Source organism: Microbulbifer sp. CAU 1566, assembly GCF_023156515.1.
Classification (GTDB): Bacteria; Pseudomonadota; Gammaproteobacteria; order Pseudomonadales; family Cellvibrionaceae; genus Microbulbifer.
This window is the reverse complement of sequence record NZ_JALNMG010000001.1, coordinates 405,367-420,542: the sequence shown is the minus strand read 5'-3', so window position 1 is coordinate 420,542 and position 15,176 is coordinate 405,367. Positions and strand designations below refer to the sequence as shown.

Genomic DNA, 15,176 nt, shown 5'->3' with positions numbered 1-15,176 from the left:
TTTGATAACCAACCCCCGGGTAATCAGGCACTCTCCGGCCACGGCAGCCACAGACTGACTTGAAGACCGCCTTCATTGCGATTGTGTAGGCGAATTTGTCCGCCGTGGGCATCGGCGATTTCCCGACAGAGTGCCAAGCCTAACCCTACGCCCTGCGGCTTGGTCGAGTAAAACGGCAGCAGAGCCTGTTGCAGCACCTTGTCGCTCATACCGGCGCCGCGGTCTTCCACGGTAAGCAGCTGCCCGTGGACATCGCTCTCAATACGCAGGGTGATGGCTTCCGCCGGACTGCCAGATTCCGCGGCATTTTTTAACAGATTCAGAAGTGCCTGTTCGATCTGCGCCGAATCGAAATAGCCGGGTCTTGCGGGTAGGCTTCCGGTCAGTGTGAAGGGGTGGAGTGGTTGCACGCGGGCCACCAGTTTTGCCCAGGGCACTTCTTCACAGCTGGGCGCAGGCAATTTGGCAAAGCGCGCATACCCCTGGGTAAATGCAGTGAGATGCCGGCAGCGCTCGGCAATAACGTCGAATACGCCGGCGAGTTGCTGAGAGTTAATTTTTTCGGACAGCAGTTTGCCGCTGTGCGCCATGGAGGAAATGGGGGCGAGGGAGTTGTTCAGCTCGTGGCTGATCAGGCGAATCACTTTCTTCCACACCTGTACCTCGGCCCGGGTGAGCTCCCGTGTCATTTCCCGCAGCAAAATCAGGCGATGTTGTTGTGAGTTGAGTACGAAGGTGCTGTTGCTGATATGCAGCGTATGACTGCTGTCGCCATCGAGGTAACTGGTGAGGCCATCCTGTTTGTTTTTGATTGCCTGCGCCAGCTCCGGCGGGCATACGGGAAGAATCTGCTCGAGTAAATGTCCTTGCAGAGGCTTTCCCTGATGCAGCAGGTGGCGGGCGCTGGTGTTGGCATAAATGATGTGCTGGCTCTGGTCGATCAGTAACAGTGCCAGTGGTGAACTCTGGATGACCGTATCCAGCAAAAGCTCCCGCTGGTGAATGTGCGCGCGCTCGCGCCGCAATATTTCTCCCACTTCGTTGTACAGCTCCGCCAGCTGTCCCAACTCGTCTTTGCGATCCAGTGCCAGGGAAATGGAAAAATCGCCATCGCGAAAATTCAGCAGCCCGCCTTCCAGGCTGTGCAGTGCGCGGTTGAGGTTGCGGGTAATGGGGCGCAACAGAATAAAGGTCAGTGTCAGCGCCAGTAGCAGGCCTGCGCTCCATGCCAGTAACGGCTGGGCGCCAAGTTTCAATAGAGCAATAGGAATACCGCTACCGAACGCCACCGAAAGTAATACGGTGGCGAACAGCTTTCCCTCGATGGAGATTTTCGAACGCGTACCTCGGGACATCAGTAGGGAATTCCATATTTATCCAGCCGGCGATACAGAGCCTGCCGACTTAACCCCAGTTCACGTGCGGCCTGGGCGATGATGCCGTTGCAGTTGGCGAGGGTCTGTTCCAGCAGTTCGCGGCTGGGTTCGAAACTGTGCTCCGGTACCTTGAGCTGGGTGTCTTCCGGCAGCGCCAGGGTCGCCTCATCGATGGTGTCGCCCTTGGTCAGTACCGCAGCGCGTTGCATCACATTTTGCAGTTCGCGCACGTTACCGGGCCAACTGTAGCGCATCAGGCATTGCTGTGCCTGCGGGCCCAATTGTTTTCCGGTGCGGGCGAGGAAACCACGGGCCAGAGGCAGAATATCTTCCGGGCGCTCACTCAACGGCGGCAGTTTCAGTTCGATCACATTCAGTCGGTAGAACAGGTCCTGGCGGAAACTGCCGTCGCTGATCATTTGCTGCAGGTTGCTGTTGGTGGCACTGATCACGCGCACCCGCACCTTGCGGGTCTGGCTGCTGCCGAGGCGCTGGAATTCTCCGGTCTGCAGTACCCGCAGTAGTTTTACCTGGCCGCTGGCGGAGAGCTCACCGATTTCATCGAGAAACAGGGTACCGCCATCGGCGGCCTCGAACCGCCCCTGGCGAACCTTGTTGCCTGAGCCGGTGTAGGCACCGGCCTCAGCGCCAAACAGCTCTGCTTCCATCAACTCTTCCGGCAGGGCGCCGACGTTGACCTTGATGTAAGGGCCGTGCTTTACGCTTGAATTGGCCTGCACAATATCCGCAATTTTTTCTTTGCCCGCGCCGTTGGGGCCTGTGATCAGTACCGGTACGTCGGAGTGGGCCACCTGGGTGGCCATTTCCAGCAGCTTTTGCACGCTGTTACTGCGGTAGACAATATCCTGCAGATCAAATTGCTGCTGCAACTGTTCGCGCGCCTGCTGTTCGCGGCTCTGTGTTTGCCGCTGTTGCTGTTGCAGCTCGCGCAGCTCCATCAGGTTCTTGATGGTGGCGACCAGTTTGTTGTCGTCCCAGGGCTTGCCCACATAGTCGGCGGCGCCGGCTTTGACCAGCTCCACCGCCATCTCCAGCTGCGTCCAGGCGGTGAGCAATATCACCGGGATATCCGGTTGCAGCTCACGCAGGGCGAAAAACAGCGCGTGGCCTTCTTCACCGGAGGTGGTATCCGCAGTGAAGTTCATGTCCTGGATGACGAGGCTGATGTCCGGGTTTTCCCGCAGTAGTTGCAGGCCCGCCTGGGGCGTGATGGCGGAGAGCGTCTGAATATCGTGGAGGGATAACAACAGGGACAGGGCAGAGATGATGCTGGTGTTGTCATCTATGACAAGAACTTTATCCATAATTTTGATCTTGGCTGCACGAGAGAAACGGGCGAGAGCGCCCGTTTCGGTGGAGGAGCAAGTGTACCTTGCTTTAAACGCTGCGTGTGGCGGTTGCCGGAGAGATATTCGCCGCGCGCAGTGCCGGTACCAGGGCTGCCGCCAGACTCACGACCAGCAATGTCACGGCGCAAAACACGGTAATACTCAGTGGCAGCGCGGGCTGTTCAAATTCCCGGACCAGAAAGCCGTTGAAAATCTGCGCCGCAGCGGTACCCAGGGCGATGCCCGTTGCCGCGATCATCAGGTTTTCCAGCAGGAAGTAGCGGCAGATGGCGGTACGGGTGGCGCCCAGTGCACGGCGTACACCGATCTGCTTCTGGCGCTGGGTAATCCAGAATACCGTGAGACCGATGATGCCGAGGGCAACGATAAAGGTCAGCAGGATGACGACGCCGCTCAGTACCTTAACCATCGTATTGTCCCCGGCGTAGTACTGGGCCTTTTCCTCTTCGATGGTATAGGAGTTGATCACTCGGTTGCCATCGCGCTCCGCCAGCTTCTCCTCGACCAGTTTCTGTACTGCGTCGCGCTGCCCGGGTTCGGCGCGCACGATGTAGTAGAACCAGCGGTCGGTAATGGCCGGGTAAAAGGCACCGCGACCGGCAAGTGCGGAATTGGGCCAGGGGCCCAGATTGCGCTCCACGATACCGACAATCTTGATCGGATGGTCGTCACCGCCGTTGAAAAACGCTTTGCCCAGCACATTGCCATCGCTCTCGGGAAACAGGTCATCGGCAAATTTCTGGGTCACCACTGCGATGGTCGGGCGATCGTTGCTGCTGGGGCTGATTTTCATCACCTCTTCAGGGTAAAACCCGCGGCCGGCGATCAACTTCATTCCCAGCGCATCGATGAAGTGTTCATCGGTGGTGTAGTAGTTGGCGCTCATCCCACCGGTTTCCTGGTTGGGTTCGGTATAGAAGCCACTGGCAGATCCGCTGCCGGACAGGGGGACATGGTTGCTGATGGTGGCACTGGCCACACCCGGCAGGGAGCGGATCATATCCAGGTCCTGGCGGAAGGCATCGTACATGTCGTAGTCCTTTGGAATCGCCATGAAATGAAAAGTGGTAATTTCATTTTCAGCGATACCGGTGGGACGGGACATGCGCTCGGTACGCTCGTTCATGACCACCAGCGCATTGCTGACGATGGCGAGTGTGAGCCCCAGCTGCAGTGCAATCAGCAGTGCAGAGACTTTGTGGCGCCACAGCGCCGATAAAATGGGTCGCAGTTCCAACATGGTTATTTCCTTTCTGCTTGCACTGGCTTACTGGGTTTTCAGGTAAATGGACGGATTGGTACGGCTGATGCGCCATGCCGGGTAGAAGCCGGCCAGCAGGCTGGACACGACCGCGAGGCCAATGGCTGCCAGCATCATGGTCCAGTCCATGGAGGCAACGCGATCCATGTAACCCATCTGCAGTTGTCGAATCAGTGCCAGGCCGGCAAGGGTGAGCAGAATGCCCGCCAGTCCACCGAGCAGCCCGACACAGGCACTTTCCACCAGGTGCTGACTGAATACCGCGTTGCGACTGGCACCGAGCGCGCGACGCACACCGGCCTCCGGCGCCTTGCGCAGGAACTTGGCCAGCAGCAATGCAACCGCGTTTACCAGGCACACCAGCAGGAAGGCTAGCGACAGCCAATTGAGCATGCGGTCATCGCCGTCCACGACCTCGTTCAGCAGCAGCCACTCGGAAGGCTTGCTGAGACCGAATTTCAGCGGGCGGGGGAAGCGTCCCTGTTCTTTCTGCTCGCGGATATAGCCGGTGAGAAAATCCCGATAGGCTTCGACCTGCTGCGGCGTGTCCAGCTGTACCCAGTACTGGAGCCACACCATGTCGCTGTTCAGGCGGTCTTCGTAGCTGTTGACCTGTTCCGATTTCCAGCCATTGGTGTTGCCCCAGGGGTAAATTTCAAAGGTGCGGTGCAGGCCGAAGGGCAGGAATGCTTCCGCGGATTTGTTGAAGTGGCCGTTGTTCAGGTCATGCACTTTCGGGCTGGGCTGCCAGTGATCGGTTACGCCGACTACCGTGAAGGGCACGCCGTTGAAGTTGACGGTGCGGCCAACACTGTTTTCACCGCCGAACAGTTTTTCGTTGCTTTCCTTCGAGAGCACCAGCTGATAAATCGGGCTCTGGTCCGCCTCTTTTGACCAGGTGCCGCCGTAAAGGAAGGGCACATCAAACAAGGCGAAGAAATCGCGGCTGGTGACACGGGAGTCGGCAGTAAACGGGCGTATATCGGAGTTCTCCAGGGAAATAGGGCCGCCCCAGCGGTGCATGGCAACCTGGTTTACCGGAATCTCCGAGCGCAGCAGTTTGACCGCATCCTGGTAGGTCAGCTGCCAGGGCATTTCGCTGGGGTTGTCCGCTGCTTCGTGGGGATCCCAGGCGTCCAGCTGCACGGCATAGAGCACGTCGTCTTTCGCCGCGAGTGCGTTGCGCGACATCATATAGTTGAGGGTCAGGGTGGTCATGGCCGCACCGACGCCCACGGCGATGGCGGCGACCATCAGCGCACTCAGCACCGGTGTGCGGCGCAGGCTGCGCAGCGCCAGGGAAACGTAGTATCCAAACATGCTGGGTCTCCTCAGGCGATCGCGGCTTGTTCTTGCGGTGTGGCCTGGCGCAGGTCGGAAACCTGGCCGTCCACGATCTGGATATTGCGGTGCGCACGGCGGGCAAGATCCGGGTCGTGGGTCACCATAACGATGGTAGTGCCCCATTCGTTGACGAATTCCAGCAGTTCCATGACCTGCCTGGCCATCAGCGAGTCCAGGTTACCCGTGGGTTCGTCCGCGAGCAGGAAACGGGGCTCACCGGCCAGTGCGCGGGCGATAGCGACACGCTGCTGCTGACCGCCGGAAAGTTGTGCCGGCAGGTGCTTGGCGCGCGCCGCGAGGCCAACCTGTTCCAGGGATTTTTCAATGCGGCGACGGCGTTCCTTGGCATTGAAGCCGCGGTAGCGCAAGGGCACATCAATGTTGTCGAACAGGTTCAGGTCGGGGATCAGGTTGAAACCCTGGAAGATGAAACCGATTTTTTCGTTGCGCAGGTGTGAGCGGTCGCGGTCGGACAGGTTACCCACTTCCTGGCCGTCCAACAGGTACTCGCCGCCGGTGGGGGTTTCCAGCAGTCCGGCGATATTCAAGAAGGTCGTTTTGCCGGAGCCGCTGGGGCCGGTAACAGAAACAAATTCGCCTTCCTTGACCTCCAGGCTGAAATCCCTGAGTGCGTGGGTCTCAATGGTGTCGGTGCGATAACTCTTACGGATATTGTGCATTTTCAGCATGTTGATTTCCTTGTCTGTGAGTATGAATGTCGTTATTTAAAAATTGTTTAATGGAAGTCGTTAAATAAAAATCTTTGGGCGGCGCTGCTGCCGACCGGTGTAAGTTCTATTCCCGCAGTGCAACGATTTGCGCGTTTTCCAGCGCTTCCGCAGAGGACGTAATAATCTGGTCGCCTTCCTGCAAGCCGGAAACAATCTCTACCTGATTCAGCCCCAGTGCGCCGATGGTGATCGGTACTTTCACTGCCTGTTGCTGGTCGTTCAGCTTCCACGCAAAGCGACCACCGGTCTGATCGAGGAAAGCACCGCGTTTCACCAGCACCACGTTGTTGCGATTCTCGAGCAATATCCGCGCGGTCAGACGCAGGTTCTGGCGAAGTTTCCCGGGTTGTTTTTGGGTGAAGCGGACACGGGCAACCACCTGTCCTTCGATCACTTCCGGAGCAATCGCGGTAATTTCACCCGGCAGTTTCTTGCCGCCCATATTGATTTCCACCGCCATGGCAAGACCCAGGTCGTCGGCGTAGTTTTCCGGTACCGCGGCTTCAAGCTCAAAACTGGTGAGATCCACCACCGTGAGCAGTGGCGCGTTAGCGGCCACCGCAGCGCGCTGGGTAGCAGACAGGCTGCCGATGGTGCCGTCGACCGGGGAAACGATTTGCAACTCGTTGACCTTGCGCTGCAGCTCTTCCATCTGCAGTTTTTGCTGGGATACCTGTAGCTCCAGGGTCTGGGTTTCAAATGCCAGCGACTCGTTCTCCAACGCAGCGTTTTGCACCGCCTGCGCGTGTTCCAGCTCTGCGCGCGCCAGGTCATCGCTGGCCTTTTCAAAATCCAGCTGGGAGATGATCTGCTTCTCCATGGACATCTCGGCACGCTTCAGTTCGCGACGGGCGGCGGTGAGATCGACCTTGGCAAGGTCCGCCTTCTGGGTGTTCTCAAGGCGCTGGCGTTTGGCCTGGATTTTCTGGCGCGCCAGCTCGACGCTTAGCTTGCTATACAGAGCGCTCTCCTGGGCCAGCTGGTTCTGCAGCTGTGGGCTCTCTACCTCAGCCAGCAATTGTCCCTGTGCAACGGCATCGCCGGCCTTCACCGCAAACTTCACAATCCCCTGGGCCGGGCTGAACAGGGTAGGACTGTTGGCCGCCACCACCTTGCCCTGCACCACCAGATCCCGCACCAGATCCCCTCGCTCCACCGCCGCGATATTGATCCGCGCCAGCGACACACTCGCATCCACCGCATTGGTGCTCTGCCAGCTCATCAGCCCCCAAACCACAAATGCCGCCCCGCCAATGGCCTGCCCCGCGCGCTTCAGCAGGTGCGGATTCTTCCACGGGGTCTGCGGTTTGAGTTGGACGTCCTGCCCGGAGGTATCTCTGATCATGTTGTTCCCAAGTTCTTGAAATCTGTTCTTCTGTCACTGTGACGCGAGCGATTCGCTGCCCGGATGCAAAGTGAAATTTCTGGATGCAGCGGGCTTATCGCAATTGCCGTGCCAATGCGGTTTTTGAGTCTAAGTTGTTGATATATATAAAAAATAAATTTTTACAGAATATTCGGTGTCTGGGGGAGGTGTCCGCAAAATGTGTCCGGACAGACTGTGTCCGTGGGGGCGGACAGGAGTGGGAAAGTGCGACACGAGATCCGAGCAAGATATGACGGAGCCTGATGCAAAGGCGGCGATACCGGGTGTAGTTTGGTGAGACCGTCTGCGGCCAGGACGGCCGCAGCCGAGCCCCCATGGATGGGTTTACGGCGTGTCTCACCAAACTACACCCGGTAGCGTCGCCGCCACGGAGCCAGATCCGTGCCCTAAACCACTTGTGCCTGTTCTTTAGCCAGAACCCCCGAGATGCTAGAATCCGCGCCCGCATTTACGGCTAAAAAAGCCGGGATCGAAAAAGACCCCCCAAACAGGCTCCCCTGATTATGCAGTTCTCCAACACCCTGTTGTCGTCCACCAGAAACGACTGGTTCGGCAACATCCGCCGCGACGTCCTCGCCGGCCTCGTCGTCGCCCTGGCCCTCATCCCCGAGGCCATTGCCTTCTCCATCATTGCCGGCGTCGACCCCCGGGTAGGCCTATACGCCTCCTTCTGTATCGCCGTCGTCATCGCCTTCGTCGGCGGCCGTCCCGGCATGATCTCCGCCGCCACCGGCGCCATGGCCCTGTTGATGGTCACGCTGGTCAAAGAGCACGGCCTGCAATACCTGCTCGCGGCCACACTACTAACCGGGGTACTGCAGATCATCGCCGGCTATCTCAAGCTCGGCAGCCTGATGAGCTTCGTCTCCAGGGCCGTGGTCACGGGGTTCGTCAATGCGCTGGCGATCCTCATTTTTATGGCCCAGTTGCCGGAACTGATTGACGTTACCTGGCATGTCTATGCCATGACCGCAGCGGGCCTCGGCATCATTTACCTGTTTCCGTACGTGCCGGTGGTGGGCAAGATCCTGCCGTCGCCACTGGTGTGTATCCTGACGTTGACCGCCGTTGCTGTCGCGCTGGGGCTGGATATCCGTACCGTGGGCGATATGGGCGACCTCCCGGATACCCTGCCAGTATTCCTGTGGCCGGAAGTGCCGCTCAATTTCGAGACCCTGAAAATCATCTTCCCATACTCCGCTGGCCTGGCCGTCGTTGGCCTGCTGGAATCGCTGATGACCGCCACCATCGTGGACGATCTCACGGACACCAACAGCGACAAGAACCGCGAGTGTAAGGGCCAGGGCATCGCGAATATTGCGGCCGGTACCCTCGGTGGTATGGCGGGCTGCGCGATGATTGGCCAGTCGGTTATCAACGTGAAATCCGGTGGTCGCGGTCGCCTGTCCACCCTGGTGGCTGGTGTTGGCCTACTGACCCTGGTGGTGTTCCTGAGTGATTACGTGGCGGTAATCCCGATGGCGGCGCTGGTGGCGGTGATGATCATGGTGTCTATCGGTACTTTTGATTGGGGGTCTATTCGCAATCTGAAGAAGCTGCCGCTGTCGACGAATCTGGTGATGCTGGCCACGGTGATTGTGGTAGTGTTTACCCATAACCTGGCGTTCGGGGTATTTGTGGGGGTGTTGTTGGCGTCGCTGTTCTTTGCCAACAAGGTGAGCCACTTTATGTACGTGAGCTCGGAGCTGGATGAGGAGAACAATAGCCGGACTTATAAGGTGGCAGGGCAGGTGTTCTTCAATTCGGCGGACAAGTTTGTTGCGTCCTTTGATTTTAAAGAGGCGTTGGACAAGGTGGTCATCGACCTGAGTCGGGCGCACTTCTGGGATGTGTCTGCGGTTTACTCTCTGGACAAGGCGGTGGTGAAGTTCCGTCGCGAGGGGGCTGAGGTTGAAGTGATTGGCCTGAACGAGGCCAGCTCTACCATCGTTGACCGCTTTGGGGTGCACGATAAGCCTGAGGAAATTGAGAAGGTGCTGGGGGGGCACTGAGCCCGGAGCTTCGTATTGGGAGCTCTGTTTGGGCCCCGGTGGTGCCGAAACACTGGGTGGAAGTTTTTGAAATCGCACAAGTACATCCCTGTATGCTCCGTCGGCGACATCCATGTCGCCGACGGTTTCAAAAACTTCCACCCAGCATTTCGGCTTCTCCCCTATCTCTATACTTCGTAAGTAGCGTGCGTCACGTGGTTTATTCAGTTGGATAGCGATAGAGAGAAAATAATAAATGACCGAACAGAAAGATCCCTTTGTACTCTCCTGTATCGACGGCTCCCGCTACAGCGGTGCTGTCTGTGATTACGCCGCCTGGATTGCAAACCGCACCGGTGCCCCTCTCAAACTTCTCCACAATATCGAACGCGTTTCCACCCCGGCCGTTGCCGATCTGACCGGTAGCATTGGCCTGGGTAGCCAGGAAGAATTGCTGGAGGAATTGACGGCGCTGGAGCAGAAGCGTTCCAAGCTGCAACTGGAGCAGGGGCGCTTGATGTTGGAAGACGCGCGGGCGCGGGCGTTGGCTGGTGGTGTGGAGCGGGTGGTGACCTGTCAGCGGCATGGAGCAGTGACTGAGTCGCTGGTGGAGCTGGAGGACCATATCCGGGTTCTGGTACTGGGTATTCGCGGCGAGGAACACGAGGATTCGGATCGGGGGTTGGGGGCGCACCTGGAGACGGTGGTGCGTTCGCTGCACAAGCCGATTCTGGTGGTGAATCGCGAGTTCAAGGCGCCGCGCTCGATCATGCTGGCCTACGACGGTAGTGAAGCGGCGCGCAAGGCACTGGACATGGTGGCAACCAGCGCGGTGTTCAAAGAGGTGGAGTGTCACCTGGTGTACGTTGGTGACGGCGCGGATTCTGTTCTGGCGGAGGGCGCAGAGGCACTGAGCCATGGAGGGATTTCCGTGATCAGTGCCAACTTGCAGGGCAAGACGGTAGAGGCGCTCATCGCCTACCAGCAGAAGCACGACATTGACCTGACGGTAATGGGTGCCTTCAGCCATAGCAAACTGCGGGACCTGCTGCTGGGGAGCATCACTGCGAAAATGCTGCAGGGAACCAAGCAACCGCTGCTACTGCTGCGCTGACACACCTTTTGCTGCGAATACAAAAAAGCCTGTGACGGGAGACCGACACAGGCTTTTTTTATTGTTTACGTGAATCTCTGGTATCAGCTGGCGAGCCTGCTGGCCTCGGAAGTGGAATTTGCCGCTTCTGCTACCGTCACTCCGGCCTTCTTGTGCGGCGTCGGCTTGCCCTCGGCGTCCAGCGCCACAAACACGATCCGCTCCACCCGCACGATCAGCTCCCGGGTCTGTTTGTTGCGCATTTCGCAGTGCACCGTCAGCGAAGTACGCCCGATATCGGTGACCTCGAAGCCGAATTCCACGATATCCCCGCAAACCGCCGAACTGACAAAATCAATTTCCGACATCAGCTTGGTCACAATATTTGCGGTGCCCATCTGGCACCCCGCGAAAATGGCTGCCTCCTCATCTATCCACGCCAGTGCCTGGCCGCCGAACAGACGTTGGGCTGGGTTCAGGTCGCCGGGTTTTACGAAATGACGTGAGTAGTACTTCATGAGTGATTACCTCGCTGGTTTCCCCTTAATCGGGTTCAAGTTTCACCGCTTTCCGTAGCGGCCCCATAAGAGGAATTGCATTAAGCGTGCCAAAGGTTCGTGAATGTTTTGATACGAAGTTGCGGGCGAGATGAGAAGGAAAGGCCTGCATTCGTGCCGACCGTCTTCGCCGGACTAGTCATCTTTGCACGTTAATTGAGCGGTCTGCACCGAGCGGGGGCGAAAGTGCTCTCTGCAATTTGGCTAATCTGGCCGCAAGGAAGGATATTCTGGCCGCTAAAATCCCGTATCGTGATATGTCTCTATGGGAGTTGTCCCCAAACGCCATTAGAATGTGCCGCTTTGGTGGCCGGTCAGTCGGCCATCTGGATTGAAGAATCACCCAACGGAGAGAGCCCGGCATGATCATCCAGCCGAAAGTTCGCGGATTCATCTGCACCAACGCCCACCCGCAGGGCTGCGCCGCCAACGTGCGCGAACAGATCGAATACATCAAATCCCAGCCCGCCATTGAAGACGGCCCCAAAAACGTGCTCGTCGTCGGCGCCTCCACCGGCTACGGCCTCGCCTCCCGCATCACCGCTGCCTTCGGCTGTGGCGCCAACACTCTCGGCGTATTCTTCGAGAAACCGCCGACCGACAAGCGCACTGCCTCCGCCGGTTACTACAACTCCGCTGCGTTTGAAGAAGAAGCCCACAAAGCCGGCCTCTACGCCAAAAGCATCAACGGCGACGCCTTCTCCAACGAAATCAAAGCCCAGGCCATCGACCTGATCAAACAGGATCTCGGCAAGATCGACCTGGTTATCTACAGCCTCGCCTCTCCGCGTCGTACCGACCCGGAAACCGGCGAACTGTACAGCTCCGTTTTGAAGCCCATCGGCAAGTCCTACACCGCCAAAAACCTCAACACCGACAAACTGGAAATCTCCGACATCAGTGTTGACCCGGCGAACGAAGAAGAAATCGCTGCTACCGTCAAGGTCATGGGCGGCGAAGACTGGGAACTGTGGATGAAAGCGCTGGGCGATGCCGGCGTACTGGCGGACGACTGCAAAACCGTCGCCTACACCTACATCGGTGAAAAGCTCACCTGGCCGATCTACGGCCACGCCACTATCGGCAAGGCCAAAGAAGACCTGGACCGCGCCGCCAAGGCCATCAGCGATAGCGGTAGCGCCAGCGCCAACGTCGCGGTACTGAAAGCCCTGGTTACCCAGTCCAGCTCCGCCATCCCGGTGATGCCGCTGTACATCTCCCTCGTCTACAAAGTGATGAAGGAAGAGGGTACCCACGAAGGTTGTATCGAGCAGCTGTACCGCCTCTACACCGAAGGCTTGTACACCGACAGCCCGCGCTTGGACGACACCAATCGTTTCCGTATGGACGACAAGGAACTGCGTGCGGAAACCCAGGCCAAGATCGAAAAGCTGTGGCCGGAAGTGACGGAAGCAAACCTGTTCGAACTGACCGACTACAAAGGTTATGCCGACGACTTCCTCAAACTGTTTGGCTTTGGTGTAAAAGGCGTCGATTACGAGGCCGACACCAGCCCGCTGGTGGAAGCGGACTTCAAGTAAGTTCATTTCCCCGCGCGAAACAAAAAACGCCATCCTTCCCGATGGCGTTTTTTTATGCCTGCAACAAATGCGAACCTGTGCGAACGAGTATTACTTGTCAGTGATCTGGCGAAATCCAGGCAGTGTAAGTACAGCAGCTATACTGGCGAAATCGCCTTCCGTTAACCTCCGTGCCGATGAATATTTTTACGTATGTAATCAACTTCGTCCTGCTACTTGTCGCCCTGGCCATCACCCTGATGCTCGGCGATCTGGTGCGCGCCTTTCGCGAGCGGCAGTTAATTTCTTTGCATTGGTTGGTCCCCGTATGGGTGCTACTGATCATCGCGTGGCAGTTTCAATTGCTGTGGGGAGCGTTTGAACTGCACAAACTGCAGAAAGACTGGACGGCGCTGGAGTTTGGTCTGCTGATCGGATTGACCCTGATTTTGTGCGTTGCCTGTCGATTGATTGTGCCGGGGCGCGCCGTACAGGAGAGCCTGGGGGTGCAGTCGCACGATTCCGCCGAAAGCGCATTTGAACGTTTTCGATTCAACGGAAAATGGGCTATTGCTTGCCTGGCGATCTATTTTTTCTGCGCCTACCTGATCAATATTTTCCTGTTCGATTTGGGAATTTATAACCCGAACAATGTGGAAGACCTCGCACTGGCCGTGCTACTGGTATTGCTGATCTGCTCGAAGAAACCATCGTACTGGATTCTGGGGACGGCACTTTTTGCCCTTGCCTCGGTGGTCGGTATCGTGGTTTTGAGCCCCGCCCATTACGCCAACTGATGTCGTCTCTTTGGTAGTTCCGCGCTGTCCGTTTGTACCCTCCGCACTTCTGTCGGCATAATGCGGCATCTTTTCTCAAATTTTTTCGGCCTTGCTTTCCTTCGCGGTGAGTAGGTTGTACGTGCAGTAAACGGGAGTCGCAATGGAATATCGCCAGCTGGGTAAAACGGATATTCAGGTCAGTAAAATTTGCCTGGGTACCATGACCTACGGGGAGCAGAACTCGGAAGCGGAAGCCTTTGAACAGTTGGATTACGCCACCGCTAACGGCGTGAATTTTATCGACTGCGCGGAAATGTATCCGGTACCTCCCAAACCGGAAACCGCCGGGCGTACCGAGGAGTACATCGGTAACTGGATGGCCGCGCGCGGCAATCGCAATCAGTTGATTCTCGCCACCAAGGTGACCGGTCGCAGCAGTGCCAACTCTGGAGTCGGCCATATTCGCGGTGGTCCCCGCCTCAGTCGGGCGCAGATTATCGCTGCCTGTGACAGCTCGCTGGCCCGCCTTAAAACCGACTATATCGACCTGTACCAGGTGCACTGGCCAGAGCGCCAGGCCAATTTCTTTGGCCAGCTGGGTTATGTGCACGGCGATGACGATGGTATCGACATCAGCGAAACCCTGGGGGCGCTGGAAGAGCTGGTTGCGCAGGGCAAGGTGCGTCACATCGGTCTTTCCAACGAAACGCCTTGGGGCATGCACCGTTATCTGCGGCTCGCTGCCCACGGTAATAAACCGCGTATCGCCAGCATCCAGAACCCCTACAGCCTGCTGAACCGAACCTTTGAAGTGGGCTGCGCGGAAATGGCGATTCGTGAGCAGTGCGGTCTCCTGGCCTATTCACCGCTGGCGTTTGGCACTCTGAGTGGCAAATACCTCAATGGCGCAAAACCGGCGGGCGCGCGCTTGACCCTGTTTGAGCGCTTTCAGCGTTATACCGGTGAGCGCGCCGTTTCCGCCACAGAGCAGTATGTGGACCTGGCACGGGAGTGGGGGCTGGACCCGGCACAGGTGGCGTTGGCTTTTGTCACCCAGCAACCCTTCGTTACCGCCAATATCATCGGCGCTACAACCATGGAGCAGCTGGTGTCGAATATTGCCAGCAGTGCGCTGGTGTTGAGTGCCGAGCAGCTGGCGGCCATCGAGGCGATTCACCGGCAGAATCCCAACCCGGCTCCCTGACGTGGTTCCTCTCCGGTTGTTTTTGGTCAGCTACTGGTTTCCTGGGACTCGTCTCCTGGGGCTCGTCGCCTGGCGCGGAAATATTGCGCCGGCGAACCTATACTCCTAGGAAGTGTTTCGCGCCGGTTGTTGCAAGGTCCAGACAGCGCATGCAGCGCCGGCATCCTTAGCATGCGAGGAGAATTTCTGATGGAAACCGGTCACCACACCCTCAACGATCTGTTTGCCCAGCTGGGCCTGGGCTCTGACGACAATGCTGTGGAGGACTTTCTCAGCCGCCATCACCTGGCGGGGGAGGAGCAGCTGGCAAGGGCTGAATTCTGGAGCGAGAGCCAGCGCAAGTTTCTGCATGATGCGATCACCGAAGATTCGGACTGGTGCGAAGTGGTCGACGAGCTGGATGCGCTGTTGCGCCACTGAGCAGTCTGGCCAGCCGAATCCTGGCTGCGACTGAAAAGTCATGCCCGGGCCGGTGCGCTAACTGCGAAGTCCGTCGCCTGCGTACCGCTGCAGCGTGAGTATCCCCTGGGGCGCCCCATGGCTATAATGCGCCGTTTTCTTCC

The 15,176-nt window shown here is 57.9% G+C and carries 13 protein-coding genes; 6 read left to right on the top strand and 7 right to left on the bottom strand.

Going from position 1 to position 15,176, the window contains the following annotated elements; translation table 11 throughout:
• Window positions 1–23: 23 nt before the first annotated feature.
• The 6 genes from M0G74_RS01860 to M0G74_RS01835 form a co-directional block, all read right to left on the bottom strand.
• Window positions 24–1,355 carry an ATP-binding protein gene (locus M0G74_RS01860; RefSeq protein ID WP_248213691.1) on the bottom strand — a complete coding sequence of 444 codons (1,332 nt, stop codon included), beginning with the start codon at window positions 1,353–1,355 and terminating at the stop codon, window positions 24–26.
• Window positions 1,355–2,701, bottom strand: a complete 1,347-nt coding sequence (locus M0G74_RS01855) for a sigma-54 dependent transcriptional regulator (RefSeq protein WP_248213689.1) — start codon at window positions 2,699–2,701, stop codon at window positions 1,355–1,357. The genes M0G74_RS01860 and M0G74_RS01855 overlap by 1 nt, the downstream gene beginning before the upstream one ends.
• Window positions 2,702–2,774: 73 nt before the next feature.
• Window positions 2,775–3,986: an FtsX-like permease family protein gene (locus tag M0G74_RS01850; RefSeq protein ID WP_160152723.1), complete on the bottom strand. Its 1,212-nt coding sequence runs from the start codon at window positions 3,984–3,986 to the stop codon at window positions 2,775–2,777.
• Between the two features lie 27 nt (window positions 3,987–4,013).
• Window positions 4,014–5,327 (bottom strand): ABC transporter permease, encoded by a 1,314-nt coding sequence (locus M0G74_RS01845; RefSeq protein ID WP_248213687.1) that lies wholly within the window; start codon window positions 5,325–5,327, stop codon window positions 4,014–4,016.
• An 11-nt stretch (window positions 5,328–5,338) separates the two neighbouring features.
• On the bottom strand, window positions 5,339–6,040 hold the full coding sequence (locus M0G74_RS01840) for an ABC transporter ATP-binding protein (protein ID WP_160152725.1): 702 nt from the start codon (window positions 6,038–6,040) through the stop codon (window positions 5,339–5,341).
• Window positions 6,041–6,146: 106 nt separating this feature from the next.
• Entirely contained in the window at window positions 6,147–7,427 is a 1,281-nt protein-coding gene (locus tag M0G74_RS01835; protein ID WP_248213685.1) for an efflux RND transporter periplasmic adaptor subunit, read from the bottom strand.
• A gap of 563 nt (window positions 7,428–7,990) precedes the next feature.
• Between M0G74_RS01835 and M0G74_RS01830 the strand changes: the two genes are divergently transcribed.
• The gene (locus M0G74_RS01830; protein WP_248215285.1) at window positions 7,991–9,481 is read left to right on the top strand and encodes a SulP family inorganic anion transporter; all 1,491 of its coding nucleotides are present in this window, start codon (window positions 7,991–7,993) and stop codon (window positions 9,479–9,481) included.
• A 235-nt stretch (window positions 9,482–9,716) separates the two neighbouring features.
• Window positions 9,717–10,574, top strand: a complete 858-nt coding sequence (locus M0G74_RS01825) for a universal stress protein (RefSeq protein ID WP_160152728.1) — start codon at window positions 9,717–9,719, stop codon at window positions 10,572–10,574.
• A gap of 83 nt (window positions 10,575–10,657) precedes the next feature.
• Here M0G74_RS01825 and M0G74_RS01820 read toward each other — a convergent pair whose 3' ends face one another.
• Window positions 10,658–11,071, bottom strand: coding sequence for a hotdog domain-containing protein (locus M0G74_RS01820; protein WP_248213684.1), 414 nt, complete (start codon window positions 11,069–11,071; stop codon window positions 10,658–10,660).
• Between the two features lie 401 nt (window positions 11,072–11,472).
• On the opposite strand from M0G74_RS01820, the gene fabV reads away from it, so the two are divergent.
• From fabV to M0G74_RS01800, 4 genes are all read left to right on the top strand, one after another.
• The gene (gene fabV, locus M0G74_RS01815) at window positions 11,473–12,651 is read left to right on the top strand and encodes an enoyl-ACP reductase FabV (RefSeq protein WP_248213683.1); all 1,179 of its coding nucleotides are present in this window, start codon (window positions 11,473–11,475) and stop codon (window positions 12,649–12,651) included.
• 176 nt (window positions 12,652–12,827) lie between these two features.
• Window positions 12,828–13,427, top strand: a complete 600-nt coding sequence (locus M0G74_RS01810) for a hypothetical protein (RefSeq protein ID WP_248213681.1) — start codon at window positions 12,828–12,830, stop codon at window positions 13,425–13,427.
• 142 nt (window positions 13,428–13,569) lie between these two features.
• Complete coding sequence (locus M0G74_RS01805; RefSeq protein WP_248213679.1) at window positions 13,570–14,613, top strand: NADP(H)-dependent aldo-keto reductase; 1,044 nt, start codon at window positions 13,570–13,572, stop codon at window positions 14,611–14,613.
• A 171-nt stretch (window positions 14,614–14,784) separates the two neighbouring features.
• The gene (locus M0G74_RS01800) at window positions 14,785–15,033 is read left to right on the top strand and encodes a DUF2789 domain-containing protein (protein WP_248213678.1); all 249 of its coding nucleotides are present in this window, start codon (window positions 14,785–14,787) and stop codon (window positions 15,031–15,033) included.
• Window positions 15,034–15,176: the final 143 nt, after the last annotated feature.